The following is a 16,527-nucleotide window of genomic DNA, read 5'->3' as shown; positions in this document are numbered from 1 at the left end:
CATCGAGAAATTCGCTGGCGATTAAACCTCTCCGTCCTAAGCTGCACGCTCTATGGCTAATCCGATTCTTCGCCGCTCTTTCCTGGCCCTCGCGATCGTCTCCAGCGCTTTCTCCCTCTCCAAAGCTGATGAGGGAATGTGGCTTTTCACCAATCCGCCGACCAAACAACTGAAAGATAACTATCAGTTCGACCCGACGCCGCATTGGCTCGAGCATCTCCAGAAATCGAGTGTCCGTTTCAACTCCGGCGGCAGCGGTTCGTTTGTCTCGTCCACCGGTCTCGCGATCACGAACCACCACGTCGGCCTCGATACCCTTCAGAAGATCAGCAGCGAGAAGAACAACTACGTCCGGGACGGGTTCTACGCGAAGACGCAAAAGGACGAAGTGAAAGCCACGGACCTGGAGCTGAACGTCCTGATGTCGATCGAGGACGTCACCGATCGCGTGAAGAGCGCCGTTCAGCCAAACATGTCCCCGGAAGACGCGAACAAAGCCCGCGGCAACGTGATTGCCCAAATCGAAAAAGAATCGCGCGAGAAAACCGGATTGCGCTCGGATGTGGTGACGCTTTACCAGGGCGGCCAGTTCCACCTCTATCGTTACAAGCGTTATGACGACGTCCGCCTCGTCTTCGCGCCGGAAGAGCAGATCGCGTTTTACGGCGGCGATCCGGACAACTTCGAGTATCCGCGTTTCGATTTGGATGTCTGCATCTTCCGCGCTTACGAGAACGACAAGCCGGCCAAGATCGAACATTACCTGAAGTGGAATCCGAAAGGTCCCGCGGACGGCGAGCTCACCTTCGTGAGCGGTCATCCCGGGCGGACCGATCGCCAGCTCTCGATCAGCGACCTCGCGGAATTGCGCGACGTGGAAGTGCCCTACCTGCTCAGCGCCTTTTATCGCCGCGAATCCCTTCTCCATGCCTGGGGAGGACGCTCCTTCGAGAACAAGCGCCGGGCGCAGGAGGATGTCCGGGGTATCGAGAACAACCGCAAGCGCTACGAGGGATATGCCGCGGCCTTGCTCGATCCGGAAATCTGGCGCTCCATCGAGGACCGGGAAAAGAAGCTGCGCGACGGGATGAACGGCAGCGCAGAATGGAAAGGAACCCTGGCGGCGTACGATCGGATCAAGCAGGCCCAGGAAGCGACCGCCAAGGTGCTTCCGGTTTATTACTACTTCGAGCAATCCCGCGGGCGGCCCTCTGCCGGTTACCGGGCCCCGCGCGCGTTCAACAGCACGCTCTTTCAATATGCGCGCCGGGTTTTGCGCCACGGCGACGAGATGCCAAAACCGAATGGCGAACGCTTCCCGGAATTCCGTGACAGCTACAAGGAATCGCTCGAGCTGGAGCTCTTTTCTTCCTCTCCGATCTACGATGACTACGAAATCCTGAAGCTCACCGATTCGCTCACCGACGTGATGACGCGGTTCGGCGCCAACGATCCGCTGGTGCAGAAGGTTTTGGCCGGCAAGTCGCCGGTCAATCGCGCCACGGAACTGGTCAGCGGCACAAAGCTCAAGGATGTCGCGGTGCGGAAGCAACTCTACAACGGCGGCGCGTCCGCGGTTTCAGCCGCAAAGGATCCGATGATCGAGCTGGCGCGCCTGATCGACGGGCCGGCTCGCGAAGTTCGCAAAACCTTTGAGTCCCAGGATGAGGTGAAGCAGCAGGCCTATGCCGAGATCGCCAAGGCGCGGTTTGCGTTGCAAGGCACCAGCAGCTATCCCGACGCCACTTTCACCCTGCGTCTTTCCTACGGCCCTTTGAAGGGTTACGAGGAAAACGGCAAACAAATTCCCGCGCTGACCACTACGGCCGGCCTTTACGAGCGCGCGACGCAGCATAATAACGAGCCACCTTTCGATCTGCCGAAGCGGTGGCTCGATCGCAAGAGCAAGCTGGACATGAGCACGCCGTTCAACTTCGTCTCCACCGCGGACATTATCGGCGGAAACAGCGGCAGCCCGGTCGTCAACAAGGCGAACGAATTCGTCGGTATTATTTTCGACGGCAACATCCAGTCGCTCGCTCTCGATTGCATCTACACCGAAAAGCAGGCCCGCGCCGTGAGCGTGGATTCCGCTGCGATCACCGAAGCGCTCCGGAAAGTTTACGACGCCGGCGCGCTCGCGGATGAGCTGGGAAAATGAGGCGGGCGCTTGCGTGGTAGGGACGCCGCGCTGCGGCGTCCGCGAATTGCCATTTCGCGCTGGAGGGACGTTCGGCGGACGGCGCCGCGCGCCGTCCCTACCATGGCTCAGCAATGAAGATGTAGGGCCAATCTTCCCAACGCTCGACTAACCTGGCTCGGACCGGATTCGCCAGGATGTAGTCCGCCTTTTCGCGGAAACTCTCTTCCTTTCGCAAGCGATGTTCGAAAAAGTCGCGCTGCCAGCGGATGCCCAGCGATTTGGCGGTCCACTCCTTCCACTTGCTGACAACGCATTGAATCCGCATCTGAATTTGGCCGAAGGACACCAGCAAATGCACGTGGTCTGGCATGATCACGACCAGGTGCGCATACCAGAGTTGCCGCTCATTCCGGTGCTTAATGGTTTCGATTAATGCCGGCGCGACTCCCGGTTTCGCCAGGCGATTTCTTCCGCGTTCGCGGCAGCAAATCGTAATGAAATAATTTTCTTCGCTCGGATGCAGCCAAAGCGGCACCTCATGCGGAAGCGTTTTGCGAACAGGCCTGGTAGGGACGCCGCGCGGCGGCGTCCGCGAATCTGCGTTGGGGGGCTGGGGGGACATTCAGCGGACGGCGCCGCGCGCCGTCCCTACCATTAAAGCGCGCTCAGCAGCGTCTTCCAGCGCGTCCACGCGTCATCGCGGGCCTTCTTGTTCTCCGGCGTGCTGGTCGGCGATTCGCCCTCGCGCATGAAGCCGTGGCCGGCGCCTTTATAAATCACCGGCTCGTATTTTTTATTGGCGGCTTTCATTAGTTCCTCGGCTTTTGGAATCGTCGCATTCACGCGAGCGTCGTTCTCGCCGTAGAACCCGTAGACCGGGCACGGAATCTTCCCGGGCGCCTCGGCGTTATCGACTGCTGTTCCGTAGAAGGAGTACGCGGCCTTCAGCTTTGGATTCATGCTGGCGTAGTTGAACGTCCATCCCCCGCCCCAGCAAAATCCGCAGACCGCCAGCGAACCGTTGGCCGCGGGAATTTTGGTCAGGGCATACTCCGCGGTCGCGTCGAGATCGGCCTGGACCTGTTCTTTCGGCAGCGCGGAGATGGCCTTTCGCGCCCCATCCACGTCCGCGTAGGTTTGGCCGCTCAACAGATCGGGCGCGATCGCAATGACGCCGGCTTCGGCCAGTTGATCGCACATTCCGCGAACCCAATCGGTCATCCCGAAAATTTCATGAATCACGAGGACGACCGGCGCCTTGTCTTTCCGTTCGGGGTAAACTACGAACGCCTTCACGTTCCGCTCGCCCGATTTGAAATCGACCCATTCGCCATGGCGCGACGATTTTTCCAGGCGCGCCTTGGCCCAGTCCTGGGCGGACGCGGTAGCGACGGCGAGGATGGGGAGGAGGCAAAGAAAGGAAAACTTTTTCATGTTCGTCAGACCGCGGGCGGAACCGTCGAGTCGCCGCGTCTAAAGAGCAGCGCGTCCAGGCTGAATCTTCCGCTCCCGTAGAAGAAGATAAAGAAAAAGACGAAACAATAGAGGACCGCCGCCTCGCCGCGATTGACGATCGGGAAAAACCCGTTGGGCGCGTGGACCATGAAATAGGCCACGGCCATCATGCCGCTGGCGATGAAGGCCGCAACGCAGGTCAGCAACCCAAGCGCGATCATGAACCCGCAGATGAGTTCGATGTAACCGCCGACCATCCCCAGGGTGTCGAGCTGCATCGCCTTGGCTGCGGGTGGGAATCCAAGAATTTTCTGGCCACCGTGACAGGCGAAAAGCAGGCCGACCACAAGTCGCATAAGGCAATAAACGGGATCCGCGAAGCGCTTCAGTGAGTTCATGTGGGCAGGCTGTTCGGGGGGTCGCGCGATGTCAAGATTCTTACCAAGGAGCGGCGGTTTGAAACCGCTGTTTTCTCAGTCGGCGGTTTCAAACCGCCGCTCCTTGATTGGCAACACGCGTTCCCTGCATCACCGTGCCGGGTGCAGATTCACATCGGTTGCTCCGGCTGGTTTTACTGGCATTGGCGCGGGATTTTTTATCCCGACACGAAACGGACCGACACCTGGTTTCGGCATTATACCTCGGTCTTCAACACGGTTGAATTGAACGCGCCCTTCTACAGCTGGCCGAAGCTCGGCACCGTCAAAAGCTGGCGGCGCAACGCTCCCGAAGGCTTTCGCTATTCCATTAAGGTGAATCGCCTAATCACGCACGAAAAGCGGATGGTGCGGACCCGAATGCTGGTGGAAGAATTTTGCGGTCTCGAAAAAATCCTGGGGGAAAAGCTGGGCTGCTTCCTGTTCCAATTTCCCCCGAGCTACCGCTACACGGCGTCGCGCCTGGCGAGCATTGTGCGGCAGCTCGACCCGCGCTATCGCAACGCGGTGGAATTTCGGCATAAGAGTTGGTGGCGCGAAGCCGTCTATCGCCGGTTCCGCGAGCGCGGCCTGATTTTTTGCGCGGTCAGCGCCCCGCGATTGCCCGACGACCTTATCCGGACGAGCGACGTCATCTATGCCCGGCTCCACGGCCGGAGTCGATGGTACCGGCACGACTATGCCGGCGTGGAGTTGGACGAGTGCGCTTCCCGAATTGAATCGAGCGGAGCGCGTGAAGCCTGGATCTATTTCGACAACGACCGCGAGGGTTTCGCGATCAAGAATGCGCGGGAACTTCGGAAGCGTCTCCGCGCGCGGGGACACCAGGTCGCTTAAGTCGTGGGCGCAAAGATCGCAATCGGCGGTGGCGGCGCGGCAGGATTCTTCGCCGCGATTACCTGCGCCGAGGCGAACCCGGCGAATGAAGTTTCGATCTACGAGAGTAGCTCGGAGTTCCTGACCAAGGTTCGGATTTCCGGCGGGGGCCGTTGCAACGTGACCCATGCCTGCTTCGAGCCGCGCGCAATGAGCGAAAATTATCCACGGGGCGAACGCGCGCTGATCTCGCCGCTCCACCGCTTTTCCGCGAGCGATACCGTGGCCTGGTTCGAGCGCCGCGGAGTCCGGCTGAAAACAGAGGAGGACGGCCGGATGTTTCCGGTGACGGACGCGTCCGGAACCGTCATCGATTGCCTCCTCTACGAGGCGAAAGCGGCCGGGGTGCGAATGTTTCGAAGGAAAGGGGTCGATGCGGTTCGACGAACGGATGGCGGATTCGAGTTACAGTTTGCCGACGGAAAGACGGCGATCTTCGATCGGTTGTTGCTCGCCACCGGAGGAACGCGTTCCGCCGTCGGCGGACAAATCGCTGAATCCCTGGGCCACGAATTGGCCGCGCCGGTGCCCTCCCTGTTTTCGTTTCATGTCACCGAAGCATGGCTGCGCTCGCTGCCGGGAGTCTCCGTCAGCGAAGTGGAAGCGTCGGTGCCGTCCGCCCGTTTGCGGGAACGCGGCCCGGTCCTGATCACCCACCAGGGATTGAGCGGTCCGGTGATTCTGCGCTTATCGGCCTGGGGCGCGCGTGAGCTCCATGAGCAGGATTATCAGTTTTCGCTTCGCCTGAACTGGCTGCCGGGCGCGACAGCGGAATCCGTCCAACACCAATTGCAGGAGTTGCGCCGCACCAACCCAAACAAGCTCGTCGCAAACTCACCGCTCGGCGGTCTGCCAAATCGCTTGTGGGAGGCGCTTACCCACCTCGCCGGGATCGATGCTTCCGTCCGGGCGACGACTCTTTCCCGCGAACAGGCGATCGTGCTGGCGGCGCTTCTCGTTCGGACCGAGCTGACCGTGCATGGAAAATCCCTGAACAAGGACGAATTCGTCACCTGCGGCGGCGTGAAGCTGAGCGAGGTAAATTTCAAGACAATGGAAAGCCGCGTGGCCCCCGGTTTGTATTTCGCGGGCGAACTTCTCGATGTGGACGGAATCACCGGCGGCTTCAATTTCCAGGCGGCATGGACGACTGGTTGGATCGCCGGGAACGCCATGGCGCGATGTTAGGGATCGAGCGATCCGTCGCTCGGTGTTTGACGCCTTCATCGAGCGACGGAGCGCTCGATCCGCCCGCTGTAGCCGGGATCGGTTATCGCGGTTAGGATTGCGCGTGAATGAAGCCCTCGAGGAAGTTCGCCAGGTTTACGCCGACCTTGCGTCGCGGCCTATCGACCGGAATTGCGTTCGGTTGAAGAAATGTTGCCATTTCAAGCTCACCGGCCGCACCCCTTACCTCACCAAGGGTGAAGCGCTTCTGGCGGCGAAGGCCCTGCGCGCAACCGGCCGCAAAGCTTTGCCGGTGAATCCCACGGGTGCTTGTCCGCTGCTCGATTCTCCAACCGGCAATTGCCTTATTTACGATTCCCGTCCGTTTGGTTGCCGGACCCATTTCTGCGCCGCGGCCGGCGGCCCCTACGACCGGCGCGAAGTGATTGATCTGATCCGGCGACTCGAAGCAGTCGACGAATCGCTAGGCGGCGGCGGGCCCCGCCTCTTGCAGAATACCGTTACGGATGCGCTGAAGGATCTATAACGAAAGAGCTGTTTGCGAACCGCGCAGACCCTAGGGGCCCTCGCAGCCGTACGAAGGAGTGAGCGCTCGCGACGGCGAAAGCTCTTAGATATCGTCCGATATCGGTTGCTCTTTTAACTCTCTCCAATGAGGTGACCGCTCCAAATCCTGGAGGCGGCTTGGATCTAAGATTGCAGCTGCCAAGGTTCGGTACAAATCGAAAATCTGCGCGGTGAACTTCTCTCCTGCTATGCGTAAAACCTCTTCAAAAGACCAAGGCATTCGAGGAAATTCTAACCGCAACAGGGTTTTCAAGTAAGAGAGCGGTAAAGTATCCTGTTTGCCTATTATACGGAGTTGCACGCCCCGATAGAAAGCAATCTCGGCAGTCGTTTGATCCCGACGATTAAATGACACAGCCCATGCGCGAAGCAGCATTTGCTCCGTATCACGACGCTGAGCCAACAGAAATCCGGCATAATTACAAAGATTGTCGCCGTCATCTGGCGTGAGATTGACAGCTTTAGCATACAGTCTTTCGGCTCGGGCAAAGTCCTTCTTGACCTTCCAGAGGAAGTTTGCAAGACGCCCTACCACAATCTCGTCGTTGGACTGTAGACGATATGCGTCCTCGAAAAGCTCTTCCGCCTGTTCATAATCACTCCGAGCGTACCATAGCAAATTAGCCAAGTGACTAAGCAATCGAGCATTATGGGGATGATTCTTGATAGCCGTGCGTAAGAGGCCTTCTGCCTCATCCTGCATGCCCAAAGATCGCCATAATAATCCCGCAAGATCCGAGAGTAGCGTTACATTCTCAGGTGACCGCTCTAATGCGCGGCGATAAAGTTGAGCCGCTTCTTGCGGCTTATTGCGATACCGCCGGAGAAAATTTGCAAACGGTATTTTAAAGCTTTCGTCGGCCGGATATCGTTCAATTGCCTCACGATATAAGTTCTCTACATCTTCATATCTTCTTTGTTGTTCGAAATGTTGAATGCCAACGAGAAGTTCAAGAGGATTTCTGCCAGGAGATAACTCTTCCAGTAGCTTCCAATAAGCGGTGAATTCCTCTTTTCCAACGAGTCCACTGCAAGCCGACATAATCAAAGAGGTCGGTTTCGCCCCCAGGTCTGCAGCCTCTCTAAAGTATTGAATCGCGTCCTCGTGATTTCCGGCAGCGATCGCTTCCTGAGCGCGTGTAGACCAAATTGCCGTTGTATCACCGCTCATTTCCCGGACGCGCTCTTCGATGGCCATATAGGCCAAATAGAGTCCCCCTTCCGTCTGATGAAACAAGACGGGCTCGTCATCTAGGGCGAGACGCGGATGATACGGTATGGAGAGACGTACGCTAATCAGTTTGCCCCACGCAGACGTAAACCGATCGTTTGCCTCTTCAATGCGCCTGCGCCGAAAAATATCCTCGCCGATGGGAACTGGACTGGCAACGAAATCGATCTCGACATTTTGTTTTCGCACACTTGTTTCTCGCGAACCGTCGTCAAGGCGCACACCGGATGGAACTGAAACATTGCTACGTCTCTTCTGCGCAAGTGTCTTGCGAATCTGTTCGATCACACGCGCGGTGCCCTCAATATTTTGGCTATTTAAGCCATGAAGAATAAGTAAGTGGTCGCCTAGATCGCGAATGCTGATTCCCGCTTCGTCAGAAAAGCCAGTACGTGAGTCAATAAGTACGTAATCAAACTGACGACTACTGATAATTAGTTCACGTAGGCGCATCATAAGCGATTTGCCTTTACCCTCTTGATAGAGTCGATGAAGATCAATGGCTTGGCGTTTCCTTTCGTAATCAGCATCTAGCCTCCCCGCCGGCATAATCATCAATCCTCCACCCGGTTTGCTACGAACCTCCTCTGGGACATCCAATATGTGAGTGTAGCGAAGGATGGCCTGCGGATCTTTGACATTTGCCATCGCTGACTCAGCTTTTTCTAGAAAAACATCCGATAGCAAGTCAACAAAGCCTGCCGTCGGTCCGGCATGCTTCTGCTGTAACAGATAGGAGATGCCGGGGGCTTCCAAATCCAAATCGATTGCCAACACGCGTCTGCCACGACCCACCAATATCGCCGCCACGTTGATTAGAGCCATACTACGGCCTACGCCGCCTTTATACGAATAGAAGACGATGAAGGGCGGTATTTTAGACCGAAAGATCACAAGCTACGACAATGCCGCAGTACAAACTTCGAGTTCACCGAAATAATGGCGAAATTCTTGGCGAGAGATATCATTGCCCACATAATAGTCATCGAGCCGCACTTCTTCTGCCGACTCTAAAGACTGGGCTGCCTCCAAAACAGCTAAGGCGAGCGGGCTCGCAGTTCTGCCCCGCAATGTGTTAAGCGTTGCAAGGCATAATTTTTCGCGTTCAGTCAATTTTTTGATTTCGCACGCCAAGACATTGTCATCTGCCAACAAGGCGTGGTCATAATCCCCGTGCTCTACGAAAACGTCTCGGCAGTGTGCGAACTGCATTTCCGCGTCGGAATAGTCCTCGTGCAGGAGTTTCAGTCTGGCTGATTCGAATAGAAGGTGCGCCTTCAATTCCTCAGTCGCACCTCCATCGCCTTCCGATAGCCAAGCTGCCTGTAGTTCCAACTCTGCGGTCGCAAGAAGGTTTTCCCGTTCTTCGGAGTTCATAGCCTTTGTTGCATCGTTCAGTGCATGTCGCGCTGAGATAAAGTGTTCACTCGTCGGCCGGGATGTTCGCGCCACGGGTACCGAAAGATAAAACGAAGCAACAGTTCCACGGAGCTCTTGAATTCGTGCGGGGTCCGGCGTCAGGGAGTACAGTGCCGCAGGGGCTCCAGGACCACGCTCCGCCGGCTGTGTCTTTGACGTACTCGTATCCAGAAAGCCACCTTTTCGCAGACGCTGAATCTCGGTCCGAATACTCTCAATGTTCAAACCCGTCCGACGTTGGATGTCGAACGCGGTAAAGGGCTTCCCGTCCAACGCTATTTGTCGGACGGCGACCCGCACTCTGTTCATGTCAGCCCTTTGCATGGCGTGAGAGTAGATGCTCTTCTGAGCAAGAAACAAGTGAAAAGTTCATCCGAGCCACGATTCTAAGCAGCTTTCATGCTCAGGTGACTAAAATTGCAAAGTAACGACCCTCAAAAACTCCTCACCATTAACCGTCGTTAAGCGGCGGACATGATTCCGTCCGTCCCGCGTGGAAAACAGCCTCTCGAGGTTTCTCAAGAAGCGCGCGGTGTACTCTAATCGTGCCAGAGGCTCGGCGTTTTCCAGGCTACACAGAGCATCGGTAGTTTCTACGAAAAGCACCGCTCGTCCCTCGGACTCCACAATCGCTTCAAATAGCCGCGCCACACGTATTCCCCGTTGGGAAACCGGCGATAACATATGCTCAAGGGCTTTCCGAAAAACATATACTTGGTCTTCTGAGAGGGGGAATTCACCATCCGCTGCTAGCCAACGTCGCTCGAGGAATCGTGAGGCGGCGACTAACATCCAACCATCGCTGAAAACTTGATAGCGCGTGTCGATTGCGAAGATATGTGCGGTGTACTCGTGTAGAAATCTGAAAGGTAACGCTACGTACCACCGAAAGTGTGGCTCGTTGGACTCGAACGAAAAGATTGCCTCAATCAATGCGCTCGAATGGCTAAATAACATCGGGGGGATAGACCGTTCTGATTCGTTGCACCTTACTTGACAGCGACAATCAACTTTCAGGCGGCCAAGCAGGGGCGCACAATTGGCAAAAAATTCGCGCGCGAGGCCGCGTCCCACATCATGTAGTTCTTGGACATGCGCCACAAAATTCCAAGCGGGTATCTTGTCTTTCAATGCGATAGAATATCGATCCCATATTGCTCCCGCCTCTGCGTTCAGATCCCGGGCGAGATCGCCCAGTTCGGATACTTTTTGCGCCAACCGGAAAGCCGCCGCTGCGTGATCAGTTTCTTTACAGCTGCCGAAGAACTCTTGGACTCGAATCTCGAAGGCACCAATCAAGCCCAATACGTTAAGGCGAGAGTCGTTAGTATCTTGTGCCGCAGTATAGAGATCAGGGAGGACTTTGTGTAATCCTTCGCATGCCAGCACATACGCGCTGAGTTTCGCTTTGTGCCGTATATGCATCGGCAGCCCGATCGCTACCCGTCAGCTCTTCGCTCATCTGACTTTTGCTTCGGTTCTCGAACTTCGCCGAGCTTTCGTAGCTGGGGAATCGCATACGTCTTGAAAACATCATATGCAATGTTCGTGGCGACGTGAACGAGGATTATCACCGTGTGATAGTCCATGTCCGGGAAATTCTCTTTCTGATCCACTTGGATTTCCCGATCCTCTAACAAAGATTCATGGCCATGTTCGCGAAGGCCGTCCTTAATGGCGGGCATAATTTTTTGTGCAATATCCGCCGCCGTGTCTGGAGCTATGGCAATGATCTCAAATTCGTAACTCTGCGTCATAGAGAGGGGTCTCCTGCTGGATCAACTACGTGCGTGTTGAGAAAGAAGTGCGGCTTTGCGAACCGCTAACGCAAAGAGCTATATTATGCTTTCGAGCAAAGCCGCGATACGCCTCTGAAATCATTACGTCTTGGGGGAAATCATAAAATCGAATCAAAATTCGATGAAGTTTGCGAGGACCACTGGAATTGTAAAGCACAAAAATTGAAGGCGGCGAATCTGCTACTGCAAACGCGGTGGCAGGCGCGTTTCGCCAACTTTCGGATGACACGAATGTCGAATCCTGAGACTTACGCCGCTTTTTTGTGGTGCTTCGCTTTCTTCGGCGCCGCTTTTATCTTTCGCCCCCCATGCGCCTTGAGGCTTTCCTGCAGAACGGCCACCAGGTCGATCACCTTGGTCGAAGGTTTCTTCTCTTTCGGTTTCTCCTCAATCTCTTTTCCGCCCGACTCCACTTTCTCTTCGATCACGTCCATGAGCGCTTCGCGGTAATCGTCCTTGTACTTCGCCGGGTCCCACTTCGAGCTCATGCTTTTCACGAGCGCTTCGGCCATGTCTTTCTCGCGTTTGCCGACCGTGGTCTTCTTCGGCACGTGGAGCTTTTCCGCATCGGCCAGCTCTTCGGCAAAATGCATCAGCTCTAGCACCAGCGCGTCTTTCAACGCCTTCACTCCCGCCAGATATTGCCGCGTCTTGATGACGACTTTGGCGATGCCAACCTTTTTGCCATCGGAAAGCGCTTCGCGGAGCAACGCGTAGGCTTTGTCGCCGCCTTTCTGCGGCTCAAGGTAATACGGCTTGTAGAAATACATCGGATCGATCTCATCGAGATCGACAAAGTCCTGGATGTCGACGGTCTGGGTCGCTTCCAGATCGACCCGCTGAAAATCCTTTTCGTTCAGGACGATGAACTTTCCTTTTTCGTATTCGTAACCCTTAACGATTTCGTCCCACGGAACTTCCTTGCCGTCCTTTGCCGCCACCCGTTTGTAATTCACCGGGCTGAGGTCCTTTGCTCGCAGGAGACGAAACTTTAGCTCTTCTTTTCGGGTCGCCGGGTAAAGCGCGATGGGAATGTTAACGAGGCCGAAACTGATACTGCCTTTCCAGATTGCACGCATGGCGTACAAGCTTCGCCGCTGGCGGGTTGATCGCGCGTATTATGTAGAGGCGCTTGTGCCAAGCGCCTGTTCCCGGCTCAAGGCGCTTGGCACAAGCGCCTCTACATTTTCTACGCCGCGGCTTCGAGCTGTTCGCGGCTGATTCCGCGGAGCTCGTACAAGCGCACCAACGTTTCCTCGATCAGGTTGTTCGGGCAGGACGCCCCCGCCGTGATTCCAACCACGATCGGCCCCCCGGGCAGCCAGTCCTTGGCGATGATTTCCTGCCGCTCATGAAGGTCGTAATGCAGGATCTCGGTCGTGGACACTAACCGGGACGCGTTCCGAACAAAATAGGTCGGCAGCTTTTCCTCGCCCATTTCCGCCAGGTGCGAAGTGTTCGAGCTGTTGTAGCCGCCCACCACCAGGAGCAAATTCATCCGGACATCGAGCAGCTCGCGCAACGCGTCCTGCCGTTCCTGGGTCGCACCGCAGATCGTGTCGAAGAAACGAAAATTCTTCGTCGCGCCCTCAGGGCCGTCGCGATCGACGATGGCCTGGCGAATCCGGCGCTGCACTTCCTCCGTCTCCCCTCGCAGCATCGTGGTTTGGTTCGCCACTCCGACCGTCTTCAAATGGACATCAGGATCGAATCCGGGCGAATGCGCGTCCTTAAAATGCGCGAGAAATTCCTGCTTGTTTCCGCCGTGCCGGATGTAATCGCAGACGTAGTCGGTGTCCTTGAGGGTAAGCACGACGAGATAATGTCCTTTCCCGTCGCCGAGCGCGCGGGAACTGGTGGCCTTCGTCTCCTCGTGCGAAGCCTTGCCGTGAATGATCGAGGTGGCCGATTCGCTGGCATACTTGCGCACCCGTTTCCAGACGCTCATCACGTCGCCGCAGGTGGTATCGACGATCTGGCAGCCGCGGTCCTTGATTTGTTGCTGGATGGAAAGCTCGGTGCCAAAAGCCGGGACGATCACGACGTCTTCCGGCTGGAGATCGGAGATGTCGGCCTGCTTGTTTTTCCCCATCAGGTTTTTGATCCCGAGCGAGGAGATCTGCTCGTTGACCTCGGGATTGTGAATGATCTCGCCGACGATGAAGAGCCGCCGGTCCTTGAAAACTTTCCGGGCGGCGTAGGCGAGGTCGATGGCGCGCTCGACGCCGTAGCAAAATCCGAACTGCTTGGCCAGACGCACGGTGACGTCGCCGCACTGGAGGATCCCGCCGGCGCGCCGGACCTTGTCCACAATGTCGCTACGGTAATGCGATTCGACCTGCTCCTGCACGGCCGTCATCACTTCCGGCGTGCGCAGGTTCACCTTCTCGCGCGCCGTCGTTCCGCTGGAGATAAGATTCGTGCTCATCGAGCTGAATAAAGAAAGTCCGCCCTCGGGCATCCTCGCGACACCCGGCGGCCACCAGAACCTAGCTGTGAATCCGGATTCAGTCTACCAGGAGCGGCCCCGGAGGATCCTTGAACCAGGCGTCCGACATCATGAACGACCGCGGCGGATCGGGATCCTTGCTCTGGTCGAGTTTCATGACCTGGCTGCCGTATTTCTGATCTTCGGGAAGCGATTGCCGGATGTGAACCTTGGTGCCGATGCTGGTGAGCGCGTACATGCGAGCGACCGCTTCCCGATGCATCCGGACACAGCCGTGGGTGTGCGGATACGGATGGACGAAGCCCTCGTGAAAACCGTAAGCGGATTTGAATTCCTGCCAGTACGCCATGGGATACCCGGCATCCGGTTCGCTGGCGCGCCGGCGTTTCTTTTCCTTGTTGTAAATGGTGAAGTCGCCGGTGGGCGTCTCCGCGCCTGGCTTGCCGACGTTGGTGACCGCTGCCATGAGGAGACGGTCGCCTTCCATCACGTAAACGTTCTGCGTCTTGAGGGACAGATACACTTCCACTTTGGACGGATCGTTCGGTTTATGCGCGATCACGCGGTAATTCTTCGATGACGACGAGGTGGTCATCGTGCCGCAGCTGGTCAGGAGCAAAGCGGCCGGCACACACAGGCAAAGGGCGAGGCGGGATAAGAGTCTCATAGTTGGAGAATGGAAAAGCGTACTGGCGCGATTTTGTCAATACCGCGACGCGGCGAGGCGGATGGAGTAATGGAGCAGTGGAGTGCTGGGGAAGAGGAAATTGGCCACCCTCACTCCATTACTCCGCCACTCCATTCCCGGTCTCCGCCAGCCGCTTCTCGAAGTGCGGCGAAACGTTGGCGTAAAACGGATACGCGTTCGGGTCCGCGCTTTCGGGCCGGTAACGCCAGTGCTTGTACATCCACATAAACGGCGCCGGATTCCGGCGAATGACCGGTTCGAATTGGTCCCAGCAGGCCTGCGCGATTTCGCGCGCGGAAGCGCCGGGCCGCAGCTGCAAGGGCGGATGAAAGACCAGCCGATATCGCCCGTCGGGCAACGGTTCCATGTGGGCGTTGATGATTGGCGCGCCGGTCCGCTGATGGAGCCACGCCTGGGCAAAACTGACGCAGCGTTTCATCCCAAAACAATCGATCACCACGCTCGGGATTTTCGCCGAGATCGTCAGGTCGGCGAAAATCGCCACCCGTTCCCCCCGCCGCAGAGCCCGATAGAGATGGAGGAGCGATCCCTGGCGCGTGACGACGCGATGGCCGCCCCATTGCCGCAGCGCAATAAACGTCGGATCCAGGAGCGGATTCTTGAATTCCTGCGCCATGATCACGCTTCGGCGCCCGGACAAGCCGACGCTCGTCGCCATCCATTCGAAGTTGCTGAAGTGGTGGCAACCCCAGATGACTGGCTTCCCCTCCTCCAGGGCGGAGCTCCATTGTTCGAGGCCGGAGAACTCAACGAGCCCAGCGAAATTTTCCGCCGTCAGGCGCGGACTCCAGAAAAGATCGGTCATCGCGCGGGCGAAATGCCGATAGGATTGGCGAACGATTTTTTTGCGTTCGGCGAGCGTGAGCGTGGAACCGAACGCGTGCTCCAGATTGCTCAGCGCCACTCGACGCCCTTCGCGATCCAGAAAGGAAGCCAGCCATCCGAAGCTCGACCCGATTCCTTCCACCAATCGTCTCGGAAAGAGGGGCGTGACCACGGCCCCGAGGCGAACGAACAGCCATTCGGCCCGGTGCCGGCCACGCTTCCAGAATGGCGTCATGGTTGCATCGCTTCGAGAGCGGCGGGCCGGTCGAGCTTCGCGTAATTCGGCCGGGAAGCGATCTGCTCGAAAAACGGCGACTCCTGCGAATAGAACGGATAAGGACGCGGCGCCGCGACCGGCTTGTAACGCCAATGTTTGTACATCCAGAGCCAGGGCGCGGGGTTCTGCCTAACGACTGGTTCGAACGAGTCCCAGCAGAGCTGGGCGATTTCCTGGTGGGTCGCGCCCGCCGGCACCTCGATTTTCGGTTGGGCCACGATCCGCCACCGGCCCTCCGGCAACGGCTCGCAATAAATCGGGATCAATGGCGCGCCCGTTTTTTCGTGGAGCCAGGCGTGGGCAACAGTCACGATTGTCTTCAGGCCGAAGCAATCGATCACCACCGTCGGGTGATGCGGCGCCAGCGTCGTGTCGACCAGTAAGGCCGCCCGGCCGCTTTTTCGCAGCGTCTTGTAAAGCCGGACAATCGCTTTGTTCCGCGGGACCGACGTGTGCCCGGCATGTTCGCGGAAGCCCTGGAAGATTTGGTCGAGCAACGGGTTTTTGAATTCCTGGGTCACGACGTCGGTGGTCATGCCGGCCCAGGCCACGGCGGGGCTGAGCCATTCGAAGTTGCCGTAGTGGAACACGGCGAAAATGCAGCGGTTCGACGGCGCGATCTCCGCGCGAAGGCGTTCCAGGTTGGCAAACTCGGCGTAGTCCCAAAAATTCTCCGCCGTTAGGGCCGGCGTCCAAAAAAGATCGGTGACCGTGCGGGCAAACTGGACATAGCTTTCACGCGCGATCTCCTCGAGTTGGCGCGATGAAAACCGGTCGCCAAACGCCGCCGTGAGATTACTCAACGCGACCCGGCGATTCCGCTTATCGACCGCAAAAGCCGTTCGCCCGATGAATTCCCCGAGCCGCACGCACATTTTTCGCGAAAGCAACGGAACCAGGCTCCCGGCTCCCTTCACCGCTAGCCATTCCATTCGATAACGAAATTTTTTCCAACCTGCGCGCACGGCGCCAGTGTAAGCACGCTTCGTCCGCGCTGCGAGTACGGGACGAGCCGGCCTGCGGGCGGAACGTCCAACGTCCAACGCTCAACATCCAACGTCCAATTCCGGACTCTCGGATGCCGGAGGATCAACTGCGCACCAATTCCCCAAATCATCGGTCCGAAAGCGCCCGACTGGTCTTTTCTCTAGT

General features: G+C 57.3%; 16 protein-coding genes. 4 read left to right on the top strand and 12 right to left on the bottom strand.

Going from position 1 to position 16,527, the window contains the following annotated elements:
- Positions 1–52 precede the first annotated feature (52 nt).
- The gene (locus VJU77_03470; GenBank protein ID HKP02399.1) at positions 53–2,161 is read left to right on the top strand and encodes a S46 family peptidase; all 2,109 of its coding nucleotides are present in this window, start codon (positions 53–55) and stop codon (positions 2,159–2,161) included.
- A gap of 97 nt (positions 2,162–2,258) precedes the next feature.
- Here VJU77_03470 and VJU77_03465 read toward each other — a convergent pair whose 3' ends face one another.
- The 3 genes from VJU77_03465 to VJU77_03455 form a co-directional block, all read right to left on the bottom strand.
- Complete coding sequence (locus VJU77_03465; GenBank protein HKP02398.1) at positions 2,259–2,678, bottom strand: transposase; 420 nt, start codon at positions 2,676–2,678, stop codon at positions 2,259–2,261.
- Between the two features lie 119 nt (positions 2,679–2,797).
- Complete coding sequence (locus VJU77_03460) at positions 2,798–3,577, bottom strand: dienelactone hydrolase family protein (protein HKP02397.1); 780 nt, start codon at positions 3,575–3,577, stop codon at positions 2,798–2,800.
- Between the two features lie 5 nt (positions 3,578–3,582).
- On the bottom strand, positions 3,583–3,996 hold the full coding sequence (locus VJU77_03455; GenBank protein HKP02396.1) for a DoxX family protein: 414 nt from the start codon (positions 3,994–3,996) through the stop codon (positions 3,583–3,585).
- Between the two features lie 141 nt (positions 3,997–4,137).
- On the opposite strand from VJU77_03455, the gene VJU77_03450 reads away from it, so the two are divergent.
- From VJU77_03450 to VJU77_03440, 3 genes are all read left to right on the top strand, one after another.
- Entirely contained in the window at positions 4,138–4,872 is a 735-nt protein-coding gene (locus tag VJU77_03450; protein ID HKP02395.1) for a DUF72 domain-containing protein, read from the top strand.
- Between the two features lie 3 nt (positions 4,873–4,875).
- On the top strand, positions 4,876–6,099 hold the full coding sequence (locus tag VJU77_03445) for an NAD(P)/FAD-dependent oxidoreductase (protein ID HKP02394.1): 1,224 nt from the start codon (positions 4,876–4,878) through the stop codon (positions 6,097–6,099).
- Positions 6,100–6,202: 103 nt separating this feature from the next.
- Complete coding sequence (locus tag VJU77_03440; protein ID HKP02393.1) at positions 6,203–6,625, top strand: YkgJ family cysteine cluster protein; 423 nt, start codon at positions 6,203–6,205, stop codon at positions 6,623–6,625.
- Between the two features lie 84 nt (positions 6,626–6,709).
- Here the strand turns inward: VJU77_03440 and VJU77_03435 are convergent, their stop codons facing one another.
- The 9 genes from VJU77_03435 to VJU77_03395 form a co-directional block, all read right to left on the bottom strand.
- Positions 6,710–8,791 carry a tetratricopeptide repeat protein gene (locus VJU77_03435; GenBank protein HKP02392.1) on the bottom strand — a complete coding sequence of 694 codons (2,082 nt, stop codon included), beginning with the start codon at positions 8,789–8,791 and terminating at the stop codon, positions 6,710–6,712.
- Between the two features lie 3 nt (positions 8,792–8,794).
- Positions 8,795–9,274 carry a hypothetical protein gene (locus VJU77_03430; protein HKP02391.1) on the bottom strand — a complete coding sequence of 160 codons (480 nt, stop codon included), beginning with the start codon at positions 9,272–9,274 and terminating at the stop codon, positions 8,795–8,797.
- A 453-nt stretch (positions 9,275–9,727) separates the two neighbouring features.
- Entirely contained in the window at positions 9,728–10,741 is a 1,014-nt protein-coding gene (locus VJU77_03425; protein HKP02390.1) for a hypothetical protein, read from the bottom strand.
- A 14-nt stretch (positions 10,742–10,755) separates the two neighbouring features.
- Positions 10,756–11,073, bottom strand: a complete 318-nt coding sequence (locus VJU77_03420; protein ID HKP02389.1) for a hypothetical protein — start codon at positions 11,071–11,073, stop codon at positions 10,756–10,758.
- A 290-nt stretch (positions 11,074–11,363) separates the two neighbouring features.
- Entirely contained in the window at positions 11,364–12,194 is an 831-nt protein-coding gene (locus VJU77_03415) for a Ku protein (GenBank protein ID HKP02388.1), read from the bottom strand.
- Positions 12,195–12,304: 110 nt separating this feature from the next.
- Positions 12,305–13,543, bottom strand: coding sequence for a 4-hydroxy-3-methylbut-2-enyl diphosphate reductase (locus VJU77_03410; GenBank protein ID HKP02387.1), 1,239 nt, complete (start codon positions 13,541–13,543; stop codon positions 12,305–12,307).
- Positions 13,544–13,622: 79 nt separating this feature from the next.
- Positions 13,623–14,231 (bottom strand): L,D-transpeptidase, encoded by a 609-nt coding sequence (locus tag VJU77_03405; protein ID HKP02386.1) that lies wholly within the window; start codon positions 14,229–14,231, stop codon positions 13,623–13,625.
- A 118-nt stretch (positions 14,232–14,349) separates the two neighbouring features.
- Entirely contained in the window at positions 14,350–15,333 is a 984-nt protein-coding gene (locus tag VJU77_03400) for a hypothetical protein (GenBank protein HKP02385.1), read from the bottom strand.
- Positions 15,330–16,307, bottom strand: a complete 978-nt coding sequence (locus VJU77_03395) for a lysophospholipid acyltransferase family protein (GenBank protein HKP02384.1) — start codon at positions 16,305–16,307, stop codon at positions 15,330–15,332. The genes VJU77_03400 and VJU77_03395 overlap by 4 nt, the downstream gene beginning before the upstream one ends.
- Positions 16,308–16,527: the final 220 nt, after the last annotated feature.

It is taken from the genome of Chthoniobacterales bacterium, assembly GCA_035274845.1.
Classification (GTDB): Bacteria; Verrucomicrobiota; Verrucomicrobiia; order Chthoniobacterales; family UBA10450; genus AV80.
This window is presented reverse-complemented; position numbering and strand designations above follow the sequence as displayed.